This window comes from Kaistia defluvii, from assembly GCF_026343955.1.
Classification (GTDB): domain Bacteria; phylum Pseudomonadota; class Alphaproteobacteria; order Rhizobiales; family Kaistiaceae; genus Kaistia; species Kaistia defluvii.
The window spans coordinates 93,893-118,630 of the sequence record NZ_JAPKNI010000008.1 but is presented as its reverse complement, the minus strand read 5'-3'; the positions used below and the strand labels follow the sequence as shown (position 1 = coordinate 118,630).

20 protein-coding genes and 1 pseudogene are annotated in these 24,738 nt (G+C 65.5%); 13 read left to right on the top strand and 8 right to left on the bottom strand.

Annotation, left to right across the window (positions count from 1 at the left end):
- Window positions 1–86: 86 nt before the first annotated feature.
- The 5 genes from OSH10_RS18725 to OSH10_RS18705 all read right to left on the bottom strand — a co-directional run bounded on the left by OSH10_RS18725 (window position 87) and on the right by OSH10_RS18705 (window position 4,612).
- Window positions 87–1,199, bottom strand: coding sequence for a glycerol dehydrogenase (locus OSH10_RS18725; protein ID WP_266333501.1), 1,113 nt, complete (start codon window positions 1,197–1,199; stop codon window positions 87–89).
- Between the two features lie 109 nt (window positions 1,200–1,308).
- The gene (locus OSH10_RS18720; protein ID WP_266333499.1) at window positions 1,309–2,103 is read right to left on the bottom strand and encodes an SDR family NAD(P)-dependent oxidoreductase; all 795 of its coding nucleotides are present in this window, start codon (window positions 2,101–2,103) and stop codon (window positions 1,309–1,311) included.
- 40 nt (window positions 2,104–2,143) lie between these two features.
- Window positions 2,144–3,715 (bottom strand): GMC family oxidoreductase, encoded by a 1,572-nt coding sequence (locus OSH10_RS18715; RefSeq protein WP_266333497.1) that lies wholly within the window; start codon window positions 3,713–3,715, stop codon window positions 2,144–2,146.
- Window positions 3,716–3,776: 61 nt separating this feature from the next.
- Entirely contained in the window at window positions 3,777–3,920 is a 144-nt protein-coding gene (locus tag OSH10_RS18710; RefSeq protein WP_323181632.1) for a hypothetical protein, read from the bottom strand.
- Window positions 3,920–4,612: a GntR family transcriptional regulator gene (locus OSH10_RS18705; RefSeq protein ID WP_266333495.1), complete on the bottom strand. Its 693-nt coding sequence runs from the start codon at window positions 4,610–4,612 to the stop codon at window positions 3,920–3,922. The genes OSH10_RS18710 and OSH10_RS18705 overlap by 1 nt, the downstream gene beginning before the upstream one ends.
- Before the next feature lie 361 nt (window positions 4,613–4,973).
- On the opposite strand from OSH10_RS18705, the gene OSH10_RS18700 reads away from it, so the two are divergent.
- The 7 genes from OSH10_RS18700 to OSH10_RS18670 all read left to right on the top strand — a co-directional run bounded on the left by OSH10_RS18700 (window position 4,974) and on the right by OSH10_RS18670 (window position 12,117).
- Entirely contained in the window at window positions 4,974–6,086 is a 1,113-nt protein-coding gene (locus OSH10_RS18700; RefSeq protein WP_266333493.1) for an iron-containing alcohol dehydrogenase, read from the top strand.
- Window positions 6,087–6,160: 74 nt separating this feature from the next.
- Complete coding sequence (locus OSH10_RS18695; protein ID WP_266333491.1) at window positions 6,161–7,189, top strand: sugar ABC transporter substrate-binding protein; 1,029 nt, start codon at window positions 6,161–6,163, stop codon at window positions 7,187–7,189.
- Between the two features lie 74 nt (window positions 7,190–7,263).
- Window positions 7,264–8,757, top strand: coding sequence for a sugar ABC transporter ATP-binding protein (locus OSH10_RS18690; protein ID WP_266333490.1), 1,494 nt, complete (start codon window positions 7,264–7,266; stop codon window positions 8,755–8,757).
- The gene (locus OSH10_RS18685; RefSeq protein ID WP_266333489.1) at window positions 8,754–9,767 is read left to right on the top strand and encodes an ABC transporter permease; all 1,014 of its coding nucleotides are present in this window, start codon (window positions 8,754–8,756) and stop codon (window positions 9,765–9,767) included. The genes OSH10_RS18690 and OSH10_RS18685 overlap by 4 nt, the downstream gene beginning before the upstream one ends.
- A gap of 8 nt (window positions 9,768–9,775) precedes the next feature.
- The gene (locus OSH10_RS18680; protein WP_266333488.1) at window positions 9,776–10,759 is read left to right on the top strand and encodes an ABC transporter permease; all 984 of its coding nucleotides are present in this window, start codon (window positions 9,776–9,778) and stop codon (window positions 10,757–10,759) included.
- Between the two features lie 57 nt (window positions 10,760–10,816).
- On the top strand, window positions 10,817–11,164 hold the full coding sequence (locus OSH10_RS18675) for an RbsD/FucU domain-containing protein (RefSeq protein ID WP_266333487.1): 348 nt from the start codon (window positions 10,817–10,819) through the stop codon (window positions 11,162–11,164).
- Between the two features lie 104 nt (window positions 11,165–11,268).
- The gene (locus OSH10_RS18670; protein ID WP_266333486.1) at window positions 11,269–12,117 is read left to right on the top strand and encodes an amidohydrolase family protein; all 849 of its coding nucleotides are present in this window, start codon (window positions 11,269–11,271) and stop codon (window positions 12,115–12,117) included.
- Between the two features lie 183 nt (window positions 12,118–12,300).
- Here OSH10_RS18670 and OSH10_RS18665 read toward each other — a convergent pair whose 3' ends face one another.
- The 3 genes and pseudogenes from OSH10_RS18665 to OSH10_RS18650 form a co-directional block, all read right to left on the bottom strand.
- Window positions 12,301–12,549: a hypothetical protein gene (locus OSH10_RS18665; protein ID WP_266333485.1), complete on the bottom strand. Its 249-nt coding sequence runs from the start codon at window positions 12,547–12,549 to the stop codon at window positions 12,301–12,303.
- A 157-nt stretch (window positions 12,550–12,706) separates the two neighbouring features.
- Window positions 12,707–14,397, bottom strand: a pseudogene (locus OSH10_RS18655) (hydantoinase B/oxoprolinase family protein).
- 89 nt (window positions 14,398–14,486) lie between these two features.
- Window positions 14,487–16,550, bottom strand: a complete 2,064-nt coding sequence (locus tag OSH10_RS18650; RefSeq protein WP_266333482.1) for a hydantoinase/oxoprolinase family protein — start codon at window positions 16,548–16,550, stop codon at window positions 14,487–14,489.
- A gap of 445 nt (window positions 16,551–16,995) precedes the next feature.
- Between OSH10_RS18650 and OSH10_RS18645 the strand changes: the two genes are divergently transcribed.
- The 6 genes from OSH10_RS18645 to OSH10_RS18620 all read left to right on the top strand — a co-directional run bounded on the left by OSH10_RS18645 (window position 16,996) and on the right by OSH10_RS18620 (window position 24,736).
- Complete coding sequence (locus tag OSH10_RS18645; protein ID WP_266333481.1) at window positions 16,996–17,814, top strand: IclR family transcriptional regulator; 819 nt, start codon at window positions 16,996–16,998, stop codon at window positions 17,812–17,814.
- Between the two features lie 198 nt (window positions 17,815–18,012).
- A complete protein-coding gene (locus tag OSH10_RS18640; RefSeq protein WP_266333480.1) occupies window positions 18,013–19,134 on the top strand; it encodes a substrate-binding domain-containing protein in 1,122 nt (373 codons plus the stop codon).
- Between the two features lie 84 nt (window positions 19,135–19,218).
- Window positions 19,219–20,283: an ABC transporter permease gene (locus OSH10_RS18635; protein ID WP_266333479.1), complete on the top strand. Its 1,065-nt coding sequence runs from the start codon at window positions 19,219–19,221 to the stop codon at window positions 20,281–20,283.
- Entirely contained in the window at window positions 20,280–21,806 is a 1,527-nt protein-coding gene (locus OSH10_RS18630; protein WP_266333478.1) for an ATP-binding cassette domain-containing protein, read from the top strand. Before OSH10_RS18635 ends, OSH10_RS18630 begins: the two co-directional genes overlap by 4 nt.
- Window positions 21,807–22,059: 253 nt before the next feature.
- On the top strand, window positions 22,060–23,700 hold the full coding sequence (locus tag OSH10_RS18625; RefSeq protein WP_266333477.1) for an FGGY-family carbohydrate kinase: 1,641 nt from the start codon (window positions 22,060–22,062) through the stop codon (window positions 23,698–23,700).
- Window positions 23,701–23,737: 37 nt separating this feature from the next.
- The gene (locus tag OSH10_RS18620) at window positions 23,738–24,736 is read left to right on the top strand and encodes a substrate-binding domain-containing protein (RefSeq protein ID WP_266333476.1); all 999 of its coding nucleotides are present in this window, start codon (window positions 23,738–23,740) and stop codon (window positions 24,734–24,736) included.
- Window positions 24,737–24,738: the final 2 nt, after the last annotated feature.

The window sequence follows — 24,738 nt, the reverse complement described above, 5'->3', positions numbered from 1 at the left end:
CCAATACTTGGTATTGGCTTCAGAAGCCTACCATCGGGCGAACCGTGTCCGTTGCAGACGTAGTTATAATCGAAAGGCCGCAGGCGTCACGAGCGCTTGCGCCGTTGCGCCTCGGCCAGCGCGCTCGCCGTCCAGATCGCATCGGTAATCTTCGTCGCGGACAGTTGAACCGGAACCGAGTGGATGACGTTGGAGGGCTGCATCGCCGCCTCGCCGACCTGCGCCATTTCTGTCGCCGTCACGTCCTGCAGACCGAGATCCGCCAGCGTCGTCGGCAGGCCGAGATCGACACAGAAATCGAGGGCTTCCTTCAGTTCCTCCGGCGAACGGTTTTCCAGAACCAGCAGGCAGATCACGCCAAAGGCGACTTTTTCGCCGTGGAAGAAGTGATGCGTCGGTTCGAGGACCGTGAGGGCGTCATGCACGCCATGCGCGGCGGAAACGCCGCAATTCTCGAAGCCCAGCCCGGAGAGAAGCGTGTTGGCCTCGATGATGTTCTCCACGGCCGTGGTGAGCCGGCCGGCCTTGGCGGCAGCGAAGGCGGCGCGGCCATCGCGCATCAGGACATCATGGCAGGATCGGGCGATGCCATAACCGGCAACGGTCGCCGCATAGCCGTCTCCGATATAGTTGCGCGAACGCGTTTCGATGTTGGAGCGCGCTTCGTAGAAGGTGGAGAGCGCGTCGCCCATGCCGGAAACGAGGAAACGCGCCGGCGCCTGCACGATCAGGGCGCTGTCGACCAGCACGACATCGGGGTTACGGCCACAGCGCACGACGCGGTCATAGACGCCATCTGGCGAATAGATGACGCCGATCGAACTGGTCGGAGAATCCGTCGAGGCGATCGTCGGCACGGTGATGATGCGAGCGTCGATATGAAAGGCCGTGATCTTGGCGGTATCCAGAGCCTTTCCGCCACCAATGCCGATCACGGCCCTGGCCCCTGCGGTTCGTCCGGCCGCGACGCAGCGTTCAATCTCGCTTTCCGACGATTCGCCGGCGAAGCGAACGAAATCGGCCTCCACGCCGGCTGCCGTCAGGCTGGCCTCGAGGGTCGGCCGCAGGCTGTCCCAGAAGAAGCCGTCCAGGACGACGAGCGCGGAATTACCCAGAGGCGCGGCATAGCGGCCGATATCCGCGATGACACCAGGGCCTTGGACATAGCGCAGCGGTCCCCCGTAGCCTCGTTGAGACATGGCGAATACTCCAGTTATTTCATTGATTTGAGATGATTCGAGGGCGCCGGACCGGAAGCGGGAGAGGGCTTCCGGCCCTATTGGCTGGCCGAAGAGTGGACTTCCGACGTCAGCGCAGCGTCAGGCCGCCATCGACCGTGACGATTTCGCCGGTGGTGAAGGAGGCGGCGTCGCTGGCGAGATAGACCACCGAGCCGGCCAGTTCGTCGACAGTGCCGATGCGGTCCATCACAGCCCCCTTGGCCCAGTGGTTGGCGACGACGTCGGGGTGCTCGCGCAGAACTTCCTCGGTCAGTTCGGTCATGATGTAGCCCGGCGCCAGCGCGTTCACCCGGATATTGTGCTCGGCCCATTCGGTGGCGAGGCACTTGGTCAGCATGTGGACCGCCGCCTTCGAGACATTATAGGCGGCGTGGCGGAACGGCCAGTTGACGATACGGCCGGACATCGAGCCGATATTGATGATCGAGCCGCTCTTCTGCGCAATCATCATCTTGCCGATCGCCTGGCTGACGAGGAAGACGCCGTCGAGATTGACGTTCAGCGTCTGCCGCCACTGTTCCAGCGGATAGTCTTCGGCATGGCCCGGCAGCACGATGCCGGCATTGTTGACGAGGATGTCGGCCCGGCCCCAGCGCGTCTCGATTTCCTGCGCCATGCGCTCGACATCGGCGGGAACCGAAACATCGGCCTGGATGGCGAAGCTGTCGCCGCCTTCGGCGTTCAGCTCGTCGGCGAGGCTCTGCGCCAGATCGATCGACGAGCGCACGACGATGGCGACGTCGGCGCCCTGCGCCGCCAGGGCTTCGGTCAGAGCGCGGCCAATGCCGCGCGAACCGCCGGTGACGATTGCCTTGCGGCCGGTCAGGTCGAACAGGCGCGTATAGTCCCGCTTCGCGGACATGGTTGGTTCCTCCAGAGGTCGTGTTTTTCGGTTGGGCGCCTTATGCGGCGGCTCTTCCATCGACGGTTGGCTGCGTCGCGTCCGGAACGGTCTCGCCGAGTTCCTTCAAGAGGTGCTCGCCGGTGCGCAGCGCCTGGGCGACGATCGTCAGCGAGGGGTTGAAGCCGGTCGAGGACGGCAGGAAGGAGGCGTCGACGACATAGAGATTGTCGATGTCCCAGACCTTGCAATTGGTGTCGAGAACGGAGGTCGCCGGATCGTTGCCGAAGCGGGCCGTTCCGCACTGATGCATCGCCACGGTGATATCCATCTTCTGCGTGATGATGATCGGATAGCCGAGCGAGCGCATGTGGCGGCTCCAGACCTTCACCAGTTCGCCATGCGATTTCAGATTGTTCTCAGTATAGGCGACGCGGATCTTGCCGTCGGGATCGACGCTGACGCGATTGTTGGGATCGGGGAGATCCTCCGACATCAGCCACCAATCGACGCTGCGTTCTGAGAACAGCGCCATCAGGGCTTCCGGCGCCCAGCGCAGGTTCGCCGTCAGCATCCCGGCCTGTAGCTTGCCGAGCCCCTGAACGTTGCCGAGTGGGTAGGGTCGTTCCTTGTTGGCGAGATAATAGTCGTTGATCGCCATCGACTTCTGGAAGGTGACGCGGTTCTTCTTGAAGGGCGAAACGGCCATCATCGCCGTGTTGTTATGCGCCATGTAATTGCGGCCGAGCTGGTCGGACGTGTTGTTGCCGAGGCCGTTCGGGTGTTTCGCATTGGCCGAGCGCAGCAGCAGCGCCGAGGAGTTGATCGCGCCGGCGGACGAGATGAAGATCTTGCCCGCGACCGTGCGGACCTGGCCCTCATGCTCCAGCTCAACGGAGACGACCCTCTTGCCCGAGGGATCGGTGATCAGCCGCCGCACATAACTCTCCGTGATGAGCGTCACGCCTCCCTTGGCAAGTGCCGGATCGACGAGCCGTACCTCGGCATCGCCCTTTGCGCCGATCTTGCAGGCGAAGCCATCGCAAGTCGCGCAACGGATGCATCTGCCGCCGGTGTGATAGTCGATCGCAATCGGCAGCGGGAACGGATGCAGGCCCTTCTCGCGCAGCTTCTTCTCGAAGAAGGCGATCTCGGGCTCGTGGCCGATGGCCGGAAAAGGCATGGGCCCGCTTCGCGGCGGCTCGATCGGATCCAGGCCGGCCTGGCCATGCGTCCCCATCAGACGCTCTGCCTGGGCATAGTAGGGCTCGAACTCGGCATAGGAGACGGGCCAGGCCGGAGCGACGCCGGCCTCGTGCTGCAGGTCCTCGAAATCCTCCTTGCGGAAGCGCACGGTCGCGGCGCCAAAGAATTTCGAATTTCCGCCGACATAGTAATAGGTGCCGGGATTGAACAGCGCGCCGTTCTTGTCGCGCCATTGTTCCTTGGCCGCGTATTTGCGCTTGTGGAAGACGGCCTCGACGCTCCAGTTGTCCGGCTCGCGCGGCAGCCGGGTGCCGCGCTCGATCATCAGGATGTTGCGGCCGGGGGCTGCCAGCGTATTGGCCAATGCGCCGCCGCCGACACCGGCGCCGATGATGACGATGTCGTAGCTGTCTTTGAGATCGCTCATATCTTTCCTCTCCCTGGATGCCGGCTCTGATTGGCGTGGTGACCGGCTTCCAAGTTCCTCCTCACATCACGGCGCCGACTTGCCAGGGCACGAATTCATTGTCCCCATAGTCATGGATTTCGCTCAGGGTCTTCTCGCCCGAGGCGGCGGCCAGGATGATCTCGAAGATGCGCTGGCCGGCCGCTTCAGGGGGGCTATCGAGCATCAGAGTTCCTTGCGCTTGAAGAATTTGCCGTCCTCGTACATCGCGCTCATCACCGCGAAGGACGCATCGAGATGGATCTTCATCGCGAGTTCGGCCTGATCGGCGTTTCGCCGCTCCAGCGCGCGGACGATGGCGGCGTGCTGCTCGGTCACCTCGGCAAGATGGCCGGGTACCGGCGCACTCAGCTGGCGCATCCGGTCGAGATGCGCCTTGACCAGATTGATGAATTTCCACATCCGCGGGTAACGGCTGATTTCGGCGATGGCAGAGTGGAAGGCGTCATCGACGACGATGTAGTCGTTCAATGCGCCGCGCCGCAGAATGTCGCGCATCTCGGCGATCAGCGCATCGAGGCGCGCGATCTGCGGATCGCTGACGAACTGGGTCGCCCGGCGGATGCTCTCGATTTCCAGGGCGCGGCGGATGACGAAGCCTTCCTCCGCCACCTCGTAGGAGATCTTGCTGACATAGGTTCCCGAATGCGGAAACACGTCGACGAGGTCTTCATCAACGAGCCGCTTCAGCGCTTCTCGCACCGGCGTCCGCGAGACGCCGAACTGCGCGCAGAGCTCCTTTTCCGAGATCGCGGCACCGGGAACCATCGCCAGGCGAACGATGGCCTCGCGCAGCAACCCATATATCTGCTCAGCCTTCTGGATCGGTCGGTCGCTGGACTCTTTTGGCAGATTCAAAGGGATTTTCCCAAAATTTGTTGGTTTTCCCTGATATTTCAGGGGGTGTTGACATCGCCGAATTAGTCTGACTTCAATAACTCATATATCGGTTGGCGAAGCAAGGGCGTTTTCGCGACGGCATGGAGAGAGGGCTGGAAAGCACTCCCCCTGCCGCAGGACATCATCTGCCCGGTTTCGACAAAGGCCGAAATGACGGAGGAAACACGAAACAGACCGGCATAGAGCCGGGCTGCAGGATGCGTCGTGCCCACGGACAGGCGCACCCAAATCCCAGCATGAGGCAGTACCGGACGCGGCTCGCATGAGCTGCGAAAGCACCTGCTTGTCCAGAATTCCAGCACCCGAAAGCACCTCCGCGATGGCCCTGATTACCTATCTGACCCGTATCGAGTTCGACGAAGGCGCGGCGGCGAAACTTCCGGCTATTCTGGAAGGGCTCAAGGTTGCGCGTCCGCTGATCGTGACCGATCGCGGTCTGGTTGCGAGCGGACTGGTCGACCGGGTTCTCGCGCTCTTCCCGGCACGTCCGGCAGTCTTTCAGGAAACGCCGGCGAACCCCACCGAAACGGCGGTGCTTGCCGCTGCCGATCTCTATCGCGAAGCGGGCTGCGACGGCATTGTCGGCCTTGGCGGCGGATCGTCGATCGATCTCGCCAAGGCAGTCCGGCTGCTATCCGGCCATGAAGGCCCACTCGCGCAATATACCGCCGTCGAAGGCGGCGCTGCGAAGATCCACGGCAATATCTGTCCGATGGTGGCCGTTCCCACCACCTCGGGCACCGGCTCCGAGGTTGGCCGTGCCGCGGTCATCATCACCGCCGAGGGCCGCAAGCTCGGCATCGTCAGCCCGCACATGCTGCCCTCGGTGGCGCTCTGCGATCCCGAGCTGACCTATGGCCTGCCACCTTATCTGACGGCGGCGACCGGCATGGATGCGTTGTCGCACTGTCTCGAAACCTACATGGCGCCGTCGATCAATCCGCCGGCCGATGCCATCGCGATCGATGGTCTCAAGCGCGGCATTGTCGCGATCCGCCAAGCCGTCGCCGATGGCTCCGACCGCAATGCGCGTTGGCAAATGATGATGTGCGCGCTGGAAGGCGCGATGGCCTTCCAGAAGGGCCTCGGCGCCGTCCACGCGCTGACGCATCCACTCGGCGCGGTGCGCGAGCTGAACCTCCATCACGGTACGCTCAACGCCGTGCTGACCCCCGCCGTCCTGCGCTTCAACCGTGACGTGATCGGCGCGAAGTGGGACGTGCTGGCGGAAATCCTCGGCGGCGAACCGGATGTCGTGATGGCGGAGCTGTCGGCCTCGATCGGCCTGCCGTCCGGTCTCGATGCGATGGGCGTGACCGAAGCGATGATGGAGCGCGTCGCCGGCGAAGCGCTCCAGGACCATTGCCACGGCACCAACCCGCGGATCGCCAGCCGCGAGGAATATCTCGAACTGCTGCACCAGTCGCGCTGAACGGCCGGTGGTCGGAACTGCGGAACCAGCCCGGAGAGGCTGATTTCGATCTCAATCCCTGGGAGGAAGACACCATGACGACATCTGAAGGCGACAACAGCCCGCAGGCCGCCCGCCTGCGCCTCTCCCGCCGCGGCTTCCTGAGCGGCGCCGCCGCCCTGACCGTTGCGGCAGCACTCGCACGCCCGGGCCGCGCCTTTGCCCAGGACGCACAGTTCTGTGCCTCGCTCGGCTGGACCGTCTGGGAATCCGGCCGCCACATCGTCAACGGCTACCAGGACGCGATCAACCGCCTGGGCGGCACCCTGACCATCGCCGACGCCAATTACGACGTAAAGAAGCAGGCGGATCAGATCGCTGCCTTCGTGGCGTCGAAGCCGGCCGCGATCTTCATTACCCCGGCCGACGCCGCCGCGATCGCCCCGGCCGTACAGGCAGCGGTTGCTTCCGGCGTGCCGATCTTCTGCGGCGACAGCTACGTGCCGAACACCACCGTCACCTCCACGGCGATGTCGAACAATTTCGGCCTCGGTGCTTATGGGGCGCAGTACATCGTCGATCGCCTGAAGGGCAAGGGCAAGGTCGCCCTGGTCAGCCTGCCTTCGAATGAATCGTGGGACCAGCGTACGCTGGGTGCCAAGTCGGTCTTCGCGCGCTATCCAGACATCCAGGTCGTCTATGAGATCGCCTTCGCCCTCGGTGGAACCACGACGCCACGTCAGGTCGTTGACAACATCCTGACCGCCAACGCGGAACTGGACGGGATCTGGTGTGCCTGGGATGGCGCGGCGTCGGAAGGCACGCTCGCTATCAAGGCGGCTGGCCGCGACACCTTCATCACCGGCATCGACGGCGGCCAGCAGTCGTTCGAGTACATCCAGGCGGGATCGCCATTCGCGCTGACCATGGCGCAGAGCTTCTACGAGATGGCCTACATGAACGCGTTCTACGCTCATGAAGTGATTGCGGGACGCAAGGCACCGCGCTTCGTCATCACGCCGTCCTACGCCGTCACGCAGGAGAGCCTCGCCGACATCGAGATCCCGGACAATTATGACCAGCCCGGCGAAGCCGCCAAACTCGGCTGGGTGCGAGCCCTCTGATCTATCGGCGCGGCGGCTTGCAGTCGCCGCGCCCCTATTCTCGAAGAGGGCGATACATGGCGAGAGTTTTGAGGATGCTCGGCATCCATAAGCGCTTCGGGCCGGTGAAGGCGCTGGGCGGAGTCGATTTCGAGCTGGAGGCCGGCGAGATCCACGCGCTTCTCGGCGTCAACGGAGCCGGCAAATCGACGCTGATCAAGATCCTATCGGGCGTCTACACGCATGATGAAGGCACGATCGAGATCGACGGCCAGCCGGTCGAATTGGGTTCGCCGCGTGCGGCGATCGAAGCCGGCGTCGCGACCGTCCAGCAGCATCCCGAGCTGGTTCCCGACTGCACCGGGATCGAGAACATCTTTCTCGGCCATGAAGGCCGCAAGCCCGGCCTCTTCGCTCGCATTGACCGCACGGCCATGCGCGCCGCGGCGCAGAAGCTGCTGCAGCGCTTTCCAATCGAGATCGACCTTGGGGCGCGGATCGGCGACATGCCGGCGGTCGATCGGGAAATCGTCGCGATCCTGCACGCGCTACGCAATGAGAACACCCGTATCCTTATCCTCGACGAGCCGACTTCAACGCTGACCGAGCGCGAGAAGGCGTCGCTTTTTCAGTTGATGCGCTCCCTGCGCGCCGCCGGCATCGCCATCATCTACATCACGCACCGGCTGGAGGAGGTCTTCGAGATCGCCGACCGCTTCACCGTTTTCCGGGGCGGGCGCAATGTTGCGACCTTCACCTCGCAGGAAGCGACCGAACGCGGCGTCTCGATCCCCGAACTGCTGCTGGACGAGAAGGCCGGCGACCTGTTTCCGGAGCGCGACGGCAAGGCGGTGGGCGATGTCCTGCTGGCAGCACGGGGTCTGGGCCGCAGCGGCCTGTTCTCCGGCGTCGATTTCGAACTGCGGCGCGGCGAAATCCTCGGCATTTTCGGTCTCGTCGGTTCGGGTGTCGATGAGCTTTCCAAGACCCTGTTCGGGGCGATCCGTCCCGATGAAGGCACGATGCAGGTGAAGGGCAAGGAGGTTCGCTTCCGCGGTCCCCACGATGCGCTCAAGGCCGGTATCTTCCTGGTGCCGGGCGACCGCCGCACCGAGGGGCTGGCGATGACGCAGGACGTGGTGTTCAACACCACCGTCGCCCATCTCGGCCGTGCGTCGCGCCTGGGCGGCCTGCTGAAATTCGGGCGCAACCGCCTTGATACCGAGGCGCTCGCCCGCGACGTCGGCCTGCAGCCCTTCGAACTCGACCGGCCCGTCAGCGCCTTTTCCGGCGGCAACCAGCAGAAGATCGTCATCGCCAAGGGCCTGTTCCGCGCTTCAGACATCTACATCTTCGTCGAGCCAACCGTTGGCGTCGATATCGGCGCCCGCGCCAAGCTTTACACGCTGATACGCGAGCTCTCGCGCCGGGCCGGCGTCATCGTCATGTCGTCCGATTGCGACGAGGTGCATGGCCTCGCCGACCGGGTGATGGCGCTCTACAAGGGGCGCCCCGTCGAGACAGGCGGCTGGAACGCGAGCCGCGATCAACTTCTCTCCGCCGGCATCATGGGAGCGCGCGCCGCATGAAACCGCTCGCAAAGAATCCGATCATCCTTCGCATCCTCGCCTTCGTCGTCCTGCTGGCCGTGGTGGCGGCAATCTTCCAGAGCCTTACGCCGGCCTATCTTTCCGGCAACAACATCCACGCTTTGCTGCGCCATATGGCGGTGCAGGGACTGGCCGCGCTGGGGCTGACCTTCGTGATCGTCGTGCGCCAGTTCGACTTGTCGTTTCCGGGCGTCGCCTCGCTCGGAGCCATGACGCTCGGATGGCTGATCGCCAGCAAGTTCGGCGTCGGCGTCGGCATTGGCGGCGCGGTCGCGGTCGGCCTCGCCTGCGGCCTCGTGAACGGTATCGCGGTAGCCTATCTGCGCCTCCCCGACATCGTTGCCACCATCGCCACCGGCGGCGTCGCGGTCGGCCTCTCCTATTTCTATTCGAATGGCGCCTCGATCTCGAAAAACTTCTTCATGTCGGGAATTCTCGACCTGAACGATGCCAAGTATTTCGGCCTCGACGCGCCGGTGGCGATCCTCGCGCTGACGGCCGCCATCGCGGCGCTGGTGCTGCATGGTTCGCGCTTCGGCCGCGCCTTTTACGCGACGGGCGAGAACCGGGTGTCAGCCGTCTATTCCGGGATCCGGGTCAAGGCCTATGTGCTGGCCGCCTTTGCGATCTGCGGCGCGCTGTCCTGCCTTGCCATCACGCTGCTGGTCGCTTCGTCGGGGGCGGCCAATGTCACCGCCGGCAGCCAGTTGCTGATGCCGGCCTATGCCGCCGTCTATCTGGGCGCAGCGCTGTTCGGCGCAGCCTCTGTACCGGCCACCATTGCCGGCACGCTGCTGATGTCGGCCATGCTGAACGGCTTCACCCTGATGGCCGTGCCGTATTTCTACTCCGACGCGATCGTTTCGACCGTGTTGATTGTCGCCATCGCTGCCTTCGATCCAAAGGTGAGCGCGGCTCTCAAGCGCTTGCGCCCGGCCCGCCCCGCGAAGCCCCTGCGGTCCCCATCCCTGCGCGAGGTACGGTCATGAGCGCCGTCATGTCCTCCACTGCGTCCCGGCCGCCGCGCGGCGGATTCGATGCGCGGCGCTTCCTGGTTCGATATGGCCTGTTTTTCCTGCTGGTCGCGCTCGTCGCCGCCTTTTCCTGGATGCGCCCGAGCTTCGCCAGCGCCGCCAATATCAACGACATCCTGCGGACGGCCTCGATCTCGGCGATCATGTTCCTGGGCCTGACCTGGATCATCGCCGCCGGCGAGATCGACGTCTCGTTCATGTCGGTGGCGGCGCTCGGCACGATGATCGTCGCGGGCCTCATCCAGATGGGAGCGGGTTGGCCGCTGGCTTCGGCCGTGGCGGTACTCTTCGGCCTCCTCTTCGGCTGCCTCAACGGGCTGCTGGTCGCGGTCATGCGTCTTCCGGCGCTGGTGATCACCATCGCGACCGGAGGCCTCGCCGGCTCGATCGCCGCGGCGATCGGCAAGGGCACCTCGATCCCGTTTGACTCGGTCGGCTTCGTCGGCATCGTGCTCAATGCCAATGTCGGCATCGTGCCGGTGCTGGCAATCCTCGTCGTCGCTCTCTACGGGATCGCCCTGGTGCTTCAGGACCGCACGACGTTCGGACATTACATCTATGCGATGGAGCAGAACCGGAACGCGGTGGTCGAGGCCGGTGTTCCGGCCGGCCGCCTGCTCTTTCTTCTCTATTGTCTGTCCGGCGTTCTGTCCGCGGTCGCCGGCGTCATTCTTGCCGCCGACCTCTCCTCCGGACAGCCCTATATCGGTTCGTCCTATTTCATCGACGGCCTGACGGCGGTGCTCCTGGGCGGCATGGCCCTGAAGATGGGCAAGCCTAATGTCATGGGAACGCTCGTCGGCGTCCTGCTTCTCGCATCTCTCCTCAGCGGTGCCGCATTGCTCGGCTGGACGGATTCGCAGCGCCAGATCGTCAGGGCCGCGCTCCTGATCACGGGCGTGGCGCTCGTGGTCTGGACCCGCCGCAAGACCCGCGCTCACCTCTGAGCGGCGACGAGCGAACTACGAACCCATTGATGCATTCCGGCTATTGAAAGAGTTCTGATGCTGAAATCTATCGATCCGTTGCCGAACGGCACCCTTCTCGCGCCGCTCGACGATAGGGGCCATGGCAACGAGATCGTCATCACCGGCGCCAGTTTTGGCGCCGGCAACGTCGCCACCCGGCTGATCGATCTGCCAGGCACTGCGGCGACGGGGTTGCTCGATGCCATTCCGACAGTCTTCCCGCTCTACGATTTCGTCGAGAAGCCCATCTATGACGCTTTCCAGGCCAGCGCGGACCCTGCCGAAGGCAGGTCGAACGGCATCGAGATTATGGCCCCGGCGACATTCGTCGAGCGAATGCGCGATGCCTATGCCGTCATCGCGAGCGGCGAGCGCCGCTTGTAAGACCGCGCCCTGCTGCGCGAGGGTTTGCTTCGTCTCTGAAGTCTGAAGGGGCCGAACGAGACGGAGCGACTGTTCTTCTATCTCCATCCAGGAAAGCGCCTGCCATGCTCGATAGTCATCAGCACTTCTGGAAGATCGCTCGTGGCGATTATGGTTGGATGGGGCCGCATGTAGCCCCCTTGCTGCGTGATTTCCTGCCCGATGATCTGCGGCCACTGATGGCGCAAACCGGGATCACGCGGACCATCGTCGTGCAGGCGGCCGAGACAGAAGCAGAGACCGATTTCCTATTGGATCTGGCGGAGAATACGGACTTTATCGCGGGCGTGGTTGGTTGGCTCGACATGGATGACGCAGCCTTTCCCGAGCGGCTGGCGCACTATCGGACAAATCCCTATTTCGTGGGTCTACGCCCCATGCTGCAGGAGTTGGAGGATGACGACTTCATCCTGCGCCCGCGAGTCCTGAAGCATCTCCAGAACGTCGCCGAAGCAGGGCTCGCTTTCGACATCCTTGCCTTCACACGGCACCTACCGCATGTGGCCAAGGCACTGGCGGCGACACCGGGGCTGCGTGCCGTCGTCAATCACATCGCCAAACCGGAGATCGCAGCGGGAAATCTGGATCCGTGGCGCGAGCGTATTGCCGAGATTGCGGCGTTTCCGAACGTCTCCTGCAAGGTCTCCGGTATGGTCACGGAGGCCTCGCCAGATGGCTGGACGTTGGATCAGTTGCGCCCCTATGTTGATCACGTCGCAAGTATCTTCGGTCCGGAGCGGCTGATGTTCGGCAGCGACTGGCCGGTAGCGACGCTCGTCGCCAGCTATGACGAGGTCCACGACACTGCCCGGGCGCTTCTCAGCAGACATTTCGGCCTCACGGAGATGGCGGATATTTTTGAGAATAACGCTGTCGCCTTGTATCACGTCGACAGAGACTCTATTGCGCGCTGATCTACCGTAACTACGGGAACAGGTCCTGCCACTCGGGACGCGGCGGACATCGCATGGGCGGGGTTGCAGACAGAAGTCTGCCCCACCCAAGACCGTCGGCGCAATTGCCCAGCAGGAAGCTGCCTCTGAAGCGGTGTCTTGTGGAGGCAAATCGCTTGCGACAGCCTAGAAACATGTCCGCTTTCAAGCTGCCGTATCGAGAGTGCTTCCGACCGGGATGGGGCGCGTTGCTGCATCACCGCTCTCGGTAATATCGCGCATGAGGACAGGCCCATTGGTGGTGATGTCCATCAACTCGCCGTCGCGAGCCGCGAATCCAGGGATGCGCATGCCCCGGAAACCCGCCCCAGCCGAGCCATTGGGCTTGGAATCGCTGCCGGCATTGTTGACCAGGATATGCGGCACGCCCCAGTCGGCGATGTGCGGGCCCATGCCGGCGTCGTCGTCGTGGACAAGGCGCCTGCCCTCACCCCATTCGTCCCGCCCCTGCCCCGCGCTGACCGGTCGGCCCGCCCGGCGCACCGAACGGGCATGACGGATTGCCGGATCGCGTTTTCGTTGCGCGATCCAGCATTTCTTCGCGAAAACGCTAGGCAGGAAGCAGCGCCTGCCTTGCCTCGGCGGTCCGTTCGGCGTCGATCCGGTTGTCGTCCGTCAGCACGACGCCATAGACCGAGGCCGCCCGGTCCCGGCTAATCCAGCCTTCCTTGACATCGTGCAGGACGCGGGCCGGATCGCGCTCGTGCGGATGGCCGTAGCCGCCGCCGCCACCGCTGATCGAGACCATGGTCTCATCCGGACCGATGACGACTTCGGCACAGGCCGGGACCGGCTGCAGCGTGCCATCGGCCAGGCGGCGATATTGCGCCGAGGTCGCCCCCGCCAGGCCGCCGCGGGTGCCGAGCGCCGGATTGACGTTGCCGTCGCTGACATAGGCGACCGTCATCGAGCAATCGACCGGCGCGAATTCCGAATAGCGCCGAGCGCGCCCCGGAAGCGGCCCGCGCCCTCCGAATCCGCGATCAGCCGCCGCTCATGCACGAAGATCGGATGGCGGAGCTCGTCGATCTCGATCGAGTCCTGGTAGCACATGCCGGCATTGCCGACATGCAGGATGGTCAGCCAGCCATCCGTCCAGGGCGTGCCCGCCCCACCGGTGCAGCCGAGATAGACCTCGTTGACGAAGGGCTTGCCGTCGTGGACGCCGGAAACCACGCCGCAGGAGGGCGGGATCAGCGCACCCGTCTCGGCCTGGCCGAGGCCATCGGCGAGTTCGGCCAGAGCCGCCTGGACCGGATTGGCGACGCGATCGGCAATATTGGTGGTGGCGACCGAGCAGGAGGTCGGATGCCGCGGCCGGCCGACAACGCAGCCATCGCGCAGGTGGATCTTGATGCGGCGGAAGCTTCCTTCATTTTTCGGCACGGTGTGATCGATTGAATTGAAGATGCCGATCATCGGCGCCGACAGCGAACAGGCCTCCGACAGGTTGAGCCCGTTCGGCATTGAGTCGGGATTGTCGGTCATGTCGACCTCGATCATCGCCTCGTCCGGCTTGACCTCGACCGTCGCCTTGATGGTCACGCCTTCCGCCGGCGTGCCGGGGAAAGCGTCATGCGTGCTGGTGCGCGTCACGCGGCCCTTGGGCAGCGCGCGGATCACCTCGATCATCCGCTTCTCGCTGTAGTCGAACCATTGCTGCGAATAATCCTCCAGCCGGTCCCAGCCGATTTCCCTGCCGAGCGCCAGGATCTCGCGCTCGCCGACGCGGGCAGCGCCCAGCGTCGCCAGATAATCGCCCCACCACTGGTCCGGCACGCGGATGCGCATCTGGCACATGCGGATGATGTCCATGACGTGCTGGTAGTTGTCCTGCACCTTCACGGCCGGGAAGATCAGCGCGCCCTCATTATAGACGTCGAGCGCCGCGCCCATATAGGTCGTCGGCAGCGAGTTGCCGCAATCGGCCTGGTGCGCCTTGGCGAGCACGGTGAAGCGATGCACGCCCTCTTCGTCGATGATCGGGATCAGGATCGAGTGATCGGCCGGATGGGTGCAGCCGTGATAGGGCGAATTGTGCAGGAAGGCGTCGCCGCGCTTCAGCACGGGATGGTTGTCGGTCATCGTGCGCGACATGATGTCGGGACCGCGCAGCACGTGGTTGGGCAGGCTTTCGGCGGTGGCCAGCAGCTCGTGCTTGGCGGTCAGCACCACGCAGGAGAAATCGCGCGCGATGGTGAGAATGCCGGAGCGGCCGGTGCGGTGCAGCGTGTTCGCCATCTTGCGGGCGATGCCCTCGAAGCGGGCGGTCAGCACCGCGAGCGTCGAGCCATCCATCTTGTTGGTGTCGGACATGGGTCTCTCTCCGCTCAGACTTCGATGACGAGGTTGCCGGATCCGTCGCGCCAGGCCTTTGCGCCGGGATCGATGACGATCGACGTGAAATCGGATTCGACGATGGCCGGGCCCAGCAAGGGCTGGCCTTCCGGGATGGATTCGAGCCGCCAGACATCGGCGTCGATCCAGTCGGTGCCGAGGAAGCGGACCGGGCGCGACGGCAGCTTGGCCGGGCGGCTGTCGGCCGCGAGGCGGCCGGGTACGCCGGAACCGATCCGGCAGCGCACCTCGGCATTCCAGCTGACGGTCTCGATCTCCGCCTTGTCGTCGCTGACGGCAAAGATGTCCTGGTGCATCTGGTGGAAATCGGCGACCAGCGTGCGAACGTCATCGCCGCCGACGAAGCTCGGCACCCGGAGCGGGACCTCGATTTCCCAGGCCTGGTCCATGTAGCGCGCCTCGGTCGACCAATCGATCTCGACCGCCTTGGCGCCGGCGCCGGGGCCGGCCGCGAAGGCGTCGCAAGAAGCCTTGAGGCCGGCCAGCACCCTGTTGACGCCGTCGACGTCGAAGCTGTCGCTGCGCGAATGGAACATGGCCTGCTGGTGCGCGGTCAGGTCGGAAATCAGCGCGCCGGAGGCTGAAAGCGCGGCGCCGGCTTCCGTCACCAGCACGCGCTTGCAGCCGAGACGCCGGGCGATCGCCACGCAGTTGATGCCGGCGGCGCCGCCGCCCGCGACGAAAGTCGCCTGGGTCGGGTCGATGCCCTGGTTGACGGTGATGTCCATGATCGCCTGGACCATGTGCTCGGTCGCCAGCGCCACGATCACCTCGGCCGCCTGCTCGACCGTCTTGCCGAGGGGCTCGGCCACGTCGGTGCGGATCGCGTCGAGCGCGCCCTGCTTGTTGAGCGCCATCTTGCCGCCGAGGAAGAACTCGGCATCGATGAAGCCGAGCGCCACGGAGGCATCCGTCAGGGTCGGACGCGTGCCGCCACGGCCGTAGCAGACGGGGCCGGGAACCGCGCCGGCGCTCTTCGGCCCGACATGAAGCAGGCCACCCGCATCGACCCAGGCGATCGAACCGCCGCCGGCGCCGATGCTCTTCACGTCGACGGAGGGCATGCCGGTCATGTGGCTGCGGAAGGGCTGGCCGAGCCAGGTCTCCCGGCTGCGCGGAATGCGGCCGCGCCGCACCAGCGAGACGTCGAAGGTGGTGCCGCCGGTATCGCCGACGATCAGGGTTTCGGCCGCGTCGTCGGCGCCATAGGCCTTGGCGGCGACCGGGGCCATGCTCGGTCCGGAATTGATCAGATGCACCGGGGCCTCGGCAACCCGCGCCGCATCCATCACGCCGCCCTGCGAGGTGACGACGAGCACGCGGCCCTCGAAGCCCGCGTCGCGCAGCCGCTGCTCGAGGCCGCGCATATAGGCGCCCATCACCGGCTTCAGCGAGGCGTCGATGCAGGTCGACGAGGCGCGGCGATATTCGCGGATCGACGGGTTGATCTCGTGCGACAACGTATAGGGCACGCCCGGCAGGTGCTTTTCGATCAGCGCGCCGACGGCCAGTTCATGCGCCGGATTGACCACCGACCACAGGAACGACACGCCGATCGCCTCGACCTCCTCCGCCTTCAGCTTCGCCAGGATCCCGATCACGGCCGCCTCGTCGAGCGGCGTCTTGACCGCGCCGCTGACCGTGATGCGCTCCGGCACCTCGAAGGTCAGCGCGCGCGGCACATAAGGCTCGGTATAGGGCACCGTGAAATTGAACGGCTCGATGCGCCCGCCTTCGCGAAAAACCAGCGTATCCGGGTGACCCTTGGTCGTCAGGAAGGCCGTGCGGGCGGTCGAGCCGGTGACGATGGCGTTGATCGCATGCGTCGTGCCGTGGACGAGGATCTCGCCGCGACCCAGATAGCTGTGCAGGTCCTCGCCCGCCGCCTCGGCAGCGATCCGCAGGCTGTCGATCACCCCGGCAACCGGATCGGACGGCGTCGTCGACGCCTTGTGCATGCTGAGAACGCCATCTTCCGTGGCGACCATCAGGTCGGTGAACGTGCCGCCCGTATCGACGGCAAAGCGAAGGCCCATTGTCGGCTCCAGAATGCGGGCGCAACCGAGAGCGGCGGCGCCTTCAAGAAGGGATCGGAAAAGGTGCGAGACCGCGGACAGCCCCGGAAAGGCGGGCATGAGCCCGGACGGCTATGCCCGTTGCCCGGCACGGGATCGGGACGAGACGAGGCCGCCAGCAGCCGCCCGAGTCGAAAGCACACGGCGGCGATCGCGCCCGCCGACCGGAGCCGGTCGATCCATGCGTGCCTCCCCGGGACAGAAACTCTGAGGTTTCGACCACATCCTGCACTTCCCCGTCGTCATTATTCTTGCGTTCTGTTATGCAGAACATAGTTCTGTTATGCAGATCGTAGGGGCAGTTCCAGGATATTGTCAACGGGCCATCGTTCCGCGTATCGGTTGTGCGAACGGCCCTATCCGCCCTGCACGTTGCAGGCGCGGCGAACCCAGAAGGCAACCCACCGTGTCCAGCACGCCTGACGAGAGCACTCCCGACAAATACCCGCTGCGCAGCGTCGGCCGGGCGCTCGACGTGCTCGAAGCCCTCGGCGCGGGCGACAGCAAGGGCATGGGCGTGGGCGAGATCGCGGCGGCGATCGGCGTCTCGCGCAGCACCGCCTTCACCCTGCTGCAGACCATGGTGGCGCGTGGATTCGTGGCCGATACCCGTGTCGGCAATGGCCGCCTCTACCGGCTCGGCCTGGCGCTCGTGCATCTGGGCGACCGGGCGGTGGCCGAGATGGGGATCACCCAGATCGCGACCCCGATCCTCCAGCAACTGACCGACGCGACGAAACTGACCTCGCGCCTCGCCGTGCTGGACGATGGCCATGCGGTCGCCATCGGCCGCGTCGATGCGCCGGGGCCGTTCCGCATGATGTCGTCGCTTGGCCGGCGCGAGCTGCCGCATTGCTCGTCGGTCGGCAAGGCGCTGCTGGCGCGGCTGCCGCAGGACGAGGTCAAGGCGATCCTCAAGCGGCTCGGCATGCCGCGGCGTACCGAGCACACGCTCACGACACCGGCAGCCCTGATCGAGGAACTGAAAGTGATCGCCGAGCGTGGCTATAGCCTCGACAACGAGGAAGACAATATCGGCGTGCTGTGCGTCGGCGCGGCTATCTACGATCGCAACAGCGCCGCCGTGGCCGCGATCAGCGTCACGACCATGAAGCGCGCCGACGAGGACGTGCACCGGCTGGGCGCGATCGTCCGCGCCCATGCCGATCGGATCAGCCTCCTGCTCGGCGGCCCCGCGCACGCCGCCCTGCCCTCGCCCCGCTAGTACCAGCGCCAAAACCGTTCCGGCACGACCTCCCGTGCGTGCGGGGGGCGCTTCCGCACGCCTGCCCGACCCTCCCTTCAAACGCCGCCAGACGACCCCGGCGGTCGTATTGACAAGCCGTGCCCCTCCGTTACAGTTCGAGTGCACAAAACACAGTTCTGCCTAACAGAACACTTCCAGATGCGAACGGAGAGCCTCATGTCCCGCCTTAGAAGCCGCATGCTCGCGGTAATCGGATCCGCGCTGCTTGCCGGTGTTTGCGGCGCAGCCACCTCGGCCCACGCGGCCGGCATCACCGTGCCGGACGGCGCGAAAAGCCGCACCATGCCCTGGGGGGAGTTCAAGCTCGCGCCCCGCATCGTCAAGAAGCTCGAGGCGGGCGAGACAGCCAACATCGTGGTCGGCATCGAAGGCACCGGCCTGCCGATCCAGGGCGCCGAAATGCGCATCGGCACGAAGAAGGGCTGCGAGACCGCCAACAAGTCGCTTTCGGCCGAGTGCCGTATGGTCGGACCGGTCAATCCCGACACCGCCAAGCAGCTTTCCGAGCTGGAGACGCTGCTGAATTCGGGACAGGTCGACTGCCTGGCGCTGCAGCCTCCGCTGCCGAACCAGTTCACCAACATCATCAACAAATATGCCGATGCCGGCATTCCGGTGTTCACGCTGAACATCGACGCGCCGAAGGCCAAGCGCTTCGCCTTCTACGCGCTGAACGAGGTGCAGGCGGGCAAGATCAACGGCGAGACGACCGCGCGGCTGATCAAGGAAAAGGGCATCAAGGTCAACCAGATCGCCATGGGCAGCGGCGCTCCCGACCAGCCCTGGGCGCAGGCCCGCATGGAAGGCTTCATGGAAGGCTACAAGTCGGTGTTCCCCGACGCGAAGTTCTTCAATGACGTGAAGAGCGGCATCCCGACCGGCAAGAACTTCACGACGCAGGAAGTGCTGAACTCGGTCACGCCGTTCCTGACCGCCAATCCGGACGTCACCCTGTTCTTCCACACCGACCAGGGCATTGAGGGCGTCGGCAACGTCATCCGCAACCTGAAGCTCAATGGCAAGGTGTTCGCCTCGGGCTTCAATGTCAGCGGCGCCATCCTGGACTCGATCGGCGAAGGCAACACGCTGGTCACGATCGACCAGGGCTTCGACAACCAGGCCCAGGCTCCCGTCGAGCAGTGCGCCCAGTTCCTGGCCAAGGGCGAGACCCCGGCCGATCCGATGCAGTTCCTGCGCCCGATCGTCATCACCCAGGCCGGCGGCGCGAACGAACTGACCGTGGACGCAGGCCGCGAGCGCCTCAAGGCCGCCCGCTAGCTTTCAGCGCCGACAGGACGGCGCGGGGATCGAGGTCCCCGCGCCGTCCTGCTTCTTCCCTGTCGCTGCCGTCCCGGAGATACCATGACCCAGTCCGCTCTTGCCCTCCTGGGGCAGCAAAAAGTACTGAACAGCCTGCGAACCCTTGGTTTGGCATTGGCTATCGTCCTCATCGCCGTCATCGTCCAGTCGCAGCGTTCGGCCTTTCTCAGCCCCGAAAACATGCTGACGCTGGTCCGCTCCATGGTCGCCCTCGGCATGGTGGCCTTCGCCCAGATGCTGGTCATCCTGCTCGGCGAAATCGACCTTTCGGTCGGCGCCGTCTACGGACTGGCCGGCACCGTCACCGCCACGCTCTGGCTCGGCGGCGGAAGCCTGCCCTTCACGACGCCGCTGCTGGTGGCGCTGGCGGCCGGCCTCGGCATCGCCCTGCTCACCGGCCTGCTCAACGGCTTCCTGACCGTCCGGGCCGGCCTGCCCTCCTTCATCACCACGCTGGGCATGCTGAACGTGGCCGATGGCCTGTCGCTGCTGATCAGCAACGCCACCACCTTCACCCCGGCCTATAACGAGCCGCTGCCGCCCGCCTGGGAACTCTCCTTCTTCCACGGCCTCGGCGGCGCGCTGATGGCCTATGACATTCCCGTCGAGACGCTCTGGCTGGTCGGCGCCTTCATCCTGTTCTGGATCCTGCGCCACCGCACCGTGTTCGGCTTCCGCCTGATGGCGATGGGCGGCAATGCGGAGGCGGCCCGCGTCGCCCGCCTGCCGCTGAAGAAGTACAAATATGTCGTCTTCGTCCTGAGCGCGCTGATGGCCGGGCTCGCCGGCATCCTGGATTTTTCCTATGTCGGCTCGGTCGGGCCGACCCAGTCCAGCTCGCTGTCCTTCCAGGTCATCGCGGCGGTCGTCATCGGCGGCGCCAGCCTCAATGGTGGCCGGGGCACCATCATGGGGACGCTGCTCGGCGTCATCCTGCTCGCCCTCCTCAACAACGGCCTCGCCCTGCTCGGCGTAAGCTCCTTCGTCCAGCTCCTGTTCATCGGCCTGGTGACGATCGGCGCCGTGTGGCTCGATCTCGTCTCGCAGAAGCTGATCCGCAGCGCGGGCCAGCGCTCGGTCCGCTCGGGCACGGGAGCCGTGGCATGATCCGGCTCACCGGCAAGGGCATCACCAAGCGCTATGGCGCGACGCGGGCGCTCGACGGGCTGGATCTCGACATCACCTCGGGCAGCATCATCGGCATTGCCGGCCCGAACGGCGCCGGCAAGAGCACGCTGATGCGGATGCTCGCCGGCGAGGAAAAGGCGGATAGCGGCGAGATCGTGCTGCAGCGGCCCGACGGCCCGGTCGCCGATGTGTGGCAGCGGGTCGCCGTCGTGCACCAGGAGCCGCATATCTGGCCGAACATGACGGTCGAGCAGAACCTCGCCGTCGGTCGCGAGGGCCGCTGGTTCGGCCGGATGGCCGTGGACCCGGCCGCCGCCGAGGCGGTGCTGACGCGGCTCGGGATCGCCGCCTTCGCGCATTACGAACTCGCCGATCTGTCGCTGGCGGTGCAGCAGCGCGTCGAGATCGCCCGCGCCATGCTGAGCGATGCCGACGTCTATCTGTTCGACGAGCCCAACTCGGCGCTCACGGAACAGGAATCGGAGGCGCTCTTCACCACCATGGGCGAACTGGCTCGGGACGGCCGCATCGTCCTGCTGATCACGCACCGGCTGAACGATTTCGTGCGCAGTTGCGACCGCGTGCTGGTGCTGCGCGACGGCCGCATCAGCGCCGAGATAAACGGCGCGGAGATCAGCGAGACCGCGATCGCCGCCCATCTGACGGCAAGCCATGCCGGCGAGAAGAAGCCGGATACCGCCCGCGCCGCGCCAGGGGCCACTTCAAGCCGGGACGGTTCGCCAGTCTGGCGCCTTGCCCGCTGCGCCGACCGGCTCGACGCCTTCCGCGACATCTCGATGGACCTGATGCCGGGCCGCATCATCGCGCTCTCCGGCGTCGAGGGTTCCGGCGCACGCGAACTGGCACAGGCGATCGGCGCCTTCCGCCCGATGTGCGAAGCGGACCGCAAGAGCCTGACGCCGCGCGGGCGCACGTCCGTCTCCTATCTCGCGGCAAGCCGGCGGCACACCGTGTTCCACAATATGAGCGTCGGCGAAAATCTCGCGGCGCGGCTCGGCCTCGGCGCGCTGGGCGGCCGGTCACGCCTCCTCGATCCCGGCCGGCTGGAGGCGATCGCCCGCGAGGGCATCGCCCGCTACCGCGTCAAGACCGGCAGCCCCGAACATCCGATCACCTCGCTCAGCGGCGGCAACCAGCAGAAGGTCGTGCTTGGCGCCTCGATGGAGGAAAACACCGACATCATCGTGATCGAGGAGCCGACGCGCGGCGTCGACATCTCCAGCAAGGCCGACATCTACGAACTGCTGCGCGACTTCGCCGCCCGCGGCCGCTCCGTCATCATTTTCTGCACCGAGGTGCAGGAGATCTTCGACGTGGCGGACGAGGTCGTTGTGCTGTCGCGGGGGCGGATCGTCGGGCGGATCGACATGGCCGAAATCGCCGACATTCCGACGCTCGGCGATCGCCTCGCGCACTATGAAAGCCTGCCGGAAACCAGCGCCGCCAGGCCGGCCGGCGAAAGGCTGCCCTCCTTCGCCTGAACGGGGTTCTATCGGCTCCGCCGCACTTCATCCGTCGCACAATCGCCTCGCCGGCAACGGCGGGGCGATTTTCGTTTGGGCATCCCGAATGCCGCGTATTTATATACGTCCAAAAATATACATAACTCAGTTGACTTAAGACCACGTGCGGACATTAATTCGTCAGCCGCCGACAGGAAGCGTTTCTCCCCTCGCCGGCAAGAGGATCGAGGCGGGCCCATTCGGCCTTCCGCAGGAGTGAGCTTGATGCATCGTGGCTGACGTCTATCTGCTAGGTCTGGATTTCGGCACGGAGTCGGCGCGCGGCGTCCGCATCCATGCGACGACGGGCGAGCAGGAAGCGAGCCATACCCACCCCTACCGGCACGGCGTCATGACCTCCGCCCTGCCCGACGGCACGGCGCTGCCGCCCGCCTACGCCCTGCAGGACGCCGCCGACTATCTCGAAGCGGCCGAGGCGATCCTGACCGCGATCGGCCGTGGCTTCGAGATCGCCGGAATCGGCATCGGCTTCACCGCCAGTACGCCGCTGCCCGCGCGTGCCGACGGCACCCCGCTTTCCGCCCTGCTTCCCGGCGAACCGCATGCCTTCGTGAAGCTATGGAAGCATGCCGCCGCGCAGCCCTACGCTGATGCGATCAATGCCCAGGGCGGCCGCTTCCTGAAGAATTTCGGCGGCCGGCTGTCGGGCGAATGGCTGCTGGCCAAGGCCGCGCAGATCGAGGCCGAAGCCCCCGCGATCTGGAATCAGACAGACCGCTTCATCGAGGCCGGCGACTGGCTGGTCTGGCAACTGACCAGGATCGAGGCCCGCAGCCTCGACTTCGCCGCCTACAAGGCGCAGTTCTCGGCCGAAGACGGCTATCCGGGCCATGCCGTGCCGCAGCTTGCCGATCGGCTCTCGCCGCCCCTGCCCGTGGGTTCGGCCGCGGGATTGCTGGCGCCGGGCTGGCACGAGCGAACCGGAATTCGTGGCGATGCCGCCGTGGCCGTCGCCGTTATCGACTCGCATGTCGTGCTGCCGGCCGTGGACGGCATCGCCGCCGGCACGCTGGTCGGCGCGCTCGGCACCTCGGCCGCCTATCTGCTGCTCGGCGACCGGGCGCGCGATCTGCCGCCCGGCATCGAGGGCGTTGCCGATGGCGCCGTCCTGCCCGATCTCGCCTGCTATGAGGCGGGGCAGGCCGGCTTCGGCGACATCCTCGCCTGGTACATCCGCAACTTCCCCCGCGCGGAGCCGGTGGCGGAGAGCTTCCGGCTCTATGACGAAAGCGCCGCCTCGCTGAAGCCGGGCCAGAGCCGCCTGATGGCGCTCGACTGGTGGAGCGGCAACCGCGTTCCGTTCGCTGATTCGAGCCTCAGCGGCCTGCTGATCGGGCTCAACCTCTCGACCAGCTCGACGCAGATCTATCGCGCCTTGCTGGAGGCGCTCTGCTATGGCGCGCGCTCGATCTTCGATCACCTCGCCGCCGGCGACCTGCCGATCGACCGGGTCATCCTGACCAGCGGCCTGTCGCGGCGCAATCCGCTGCTGCTGCAGATCATGGCCGACGTGCTCGGACGCGAGATCGAGGTTCCCGACATCGCCAATCCGACCGCCGTCGGCGCCGCCATCCATGGCGCGGTCGCGGCCGGCATCGTCCCGGATTTCGCCGCCGGCGCGGCCCGTTTCGGCGCCCGGCGCTTCGACCGGTTCACGCCCGATCCCGCCGCCGTCGAAGTCTACGCGTCGCTTTATCAGCAATACCGCCAGCTTGCCGCCGACGACCGGCTCCGCCAGTCGATGCGCGCGCTTGGGACGGCGGGCGGCTTTCCGAACGGCTCGTCGGAAACACCGCGATACGCGAGCCACCCCGCAAGCCCGGAGCGGGAGGTTGACCAGGCACATCCGTGACACTCGACAATAAACCAGGTTGGAGGAGACCAGGACTATGTTGAAGATGACAAGCCGGACCCTACGGTCCATCGCCATGCCCGCGACGCTCGCGCTGACCGCCACCATGGCGCTTTCGGCCGGCGCTCAGGCGCAAGACAAGACGTTCCTGATCGGCATCGTCGAGCAGCAGTTGGCAAATCCGTTCTTCGCCAAGCTGCAGCAGGCGGGCGTCGACGCGGCCAAGAAGCATGGCCTCGAGACCATGACGGCGGAATCGAGCGTCGCCGGCGATTCCGCGACCCAGGTCGCCGCGATCGAGAACATGATCAACCGCGGCGCCAAGGGCATCGTGCTCGATCCCGCCAACGCCTCGGCGCTGGTCAAGATCGTGCAGAAGGCCCGCGACGCCGGCATCATCGTGGTGACGACCAACACCTCGCTGGAGCCCGCCACCGCTGCCGACGCCTCGTACGAGACCGACAATCTCGCCGCCGGCGAGTTGATCGGCAAATGGGCGAAGGCCCGGCTCGGCAGCACGCCGGCCCGCATCGCCATGCTCGACTACGATCTCTCCGACAAGACGGCCAAGGCGCGCCATGACGGCTTCCTGAAGGGCTTCGGCATCGCCGAGGGCGCTCCGGAGATCGCCGGCACCGCGCTGACGCAGGCCAATGTCGAAACCGGCCAGTCGTCGATGGAAAACCTGCTGTCGGCCCATCCCGACATCAACGCCGTCTACACGATCAACGAGCCGGCGGCCCAGGGCGCCTTCCTCGCCATCAAGCGGGCGAAGAAGGACATCGTGATGACCTCGATCGACGGCAGCTGCTCCGGCGTCCGCAGCGTTGCCGACGGCACGATCGGCGCGACCGTGATGCAGTTCCCGACCAATATGGGCACGCTCGCCGTCGAGGCGATCGTCAAGGCCGTCAATGGCGGCCCCAAGCCCACCGGCGTCAACAATTCCGGCACCATCCTGATCACCGACAATCCGGTGGACGGCATTGAATCCAAGGACTCCAAGTGGGGCCTGGAAAACTGCTGGGGAGAGTGACC

What these genes read in the sequence shown, in the direction of transcription:
- OSH10_RS18685 (WP_266333489.1), top strand. Translation starts at nt 8,754, where the DNA reads ATGAAACCGCTCGCAAAGAATCCGATCATCCTTCGCATCCTCGCCTTC.
- OSH10_RS18675 (WP_266333487.1), top strand. Translation starts at nt 10,817, where the DNA reads ATGCTGAAATCTATCGATCCGTTGCCGAACGGCACCCTTCTCGCGCCG.
- OSH10_RS18680 (WP_266333488.1), top strand. Translation starts at nt 9,776, where the DNA reads ATGTCCTCCACTGCGTCCCGGCCGCCGCGCGGCGGATTCGATGCGCGG.
- OSH10_RS18700 (WP_266333493.1), top strand. Translation starts at nt 4,974, where the DNA reads ATGGCCCTGATTACCTATCTGACCCGTATCGAGTTCGACGAAGGCGCG.
- OSH10_RS18630 (WP_266333478.1), top strand. Translation starts at nt 20,280, where the DNA reads ATGATCCGGCTCACCGGCAAGGGCATCACCAAGCGCTATGGCGCGACG.
- OSH10_RS18650 (WP_266333482.1), bottom strand. Translation starts at nt 16,550, where the DNA reads ATGGGCCTTCGCTTTGCCGTCGATACGGGCGGCACGTTCACCGACCTG.
- OSH10_RS18720 (WP_266333499.1), bottom strand. Translation starts at nt 2,103, where the DNA reads ATGTCCGCGAAGCGGGACTATACGCGCCTGTTCGACCTGACCGGCCGC.
- OSH10_RS18690 (WP_266333490.1), top strand. Translation starts at nt 7,264, where the DNA reads ATGCTCGGCATCCATAAGCGCTTCGGGCCGGTGAAGGCGCTGGGCGGA.
- OSH10_RS18695 (WP_266333491.1), top strand. Translation starts at nt 6,161, where the DNA reads ATGACGACATCTGAAGGCGACAACAGCCCGCAGGCCGCCCGCCTGCGC.
- OSH10_RS18665 (WP_266333485.1), bottom strand. Translation starts at nt 12,549, where the DNA reads ATGGGCCCGCACATCGCCGACTGGGGCGTGCCGCATATCCTGGTCAAC.
- OSH10_RS18725 (WP_266333501.1), bottom strand. Translation starts at nt 1,199, where the DNA reads ATGTCTCAACGAGGCTACGGGGGACCGCTGCGCTATGTCCAAGGCCCT.
- OSH10_RS18710 (WP_323181632.1), bottom strand. Translation starts at nt 3,920, where the DNA reads ATGCTCGATAGCCCCCCTGAAGCGGCCGGCCAGCGCATCTTCGAGATC.
- OSH10_RS18640 (WP_266333480.1), top strand. Translation starts at nt 18,013, where the DNA reads ATGTCCCGCCTTAGAAGCCGCATGCTCGCGGTAATCGGATCCGCGCTG.
- OSH10_RS18670 (WP_266333486.1), top strand. Translation starts at nt 11,269, where the DNA reads ATGCTCGATAGTCATCAGCACTTCTGGAAGATCGCTCGTGGCGATTAT.
- OSH10_RS18715 (WP_266333497.1), bottom strand. Translation starts at nt 3,715, where the DNA reads ATGAGCGATCTCAAAGACAGCTACGACATCGTCATCATCGGCGCCGGT.
- OSH10_RS18635 (WP_266333479.1), top strand. Translation starts at nt 19,219, where the DNA reads ATGACCCAGTCCGCTCTTGCCCTCCTGGGGCAGCAAAAAGTACTGAAC.
- OSH10_RS18620 (WP_266333476.1), top strand. Translation starts at nt 23,738, where the DNA reads ATGTTGAAGATGACAAGCCGGACCCTACGGTCCATCGCCATGCCCGCG.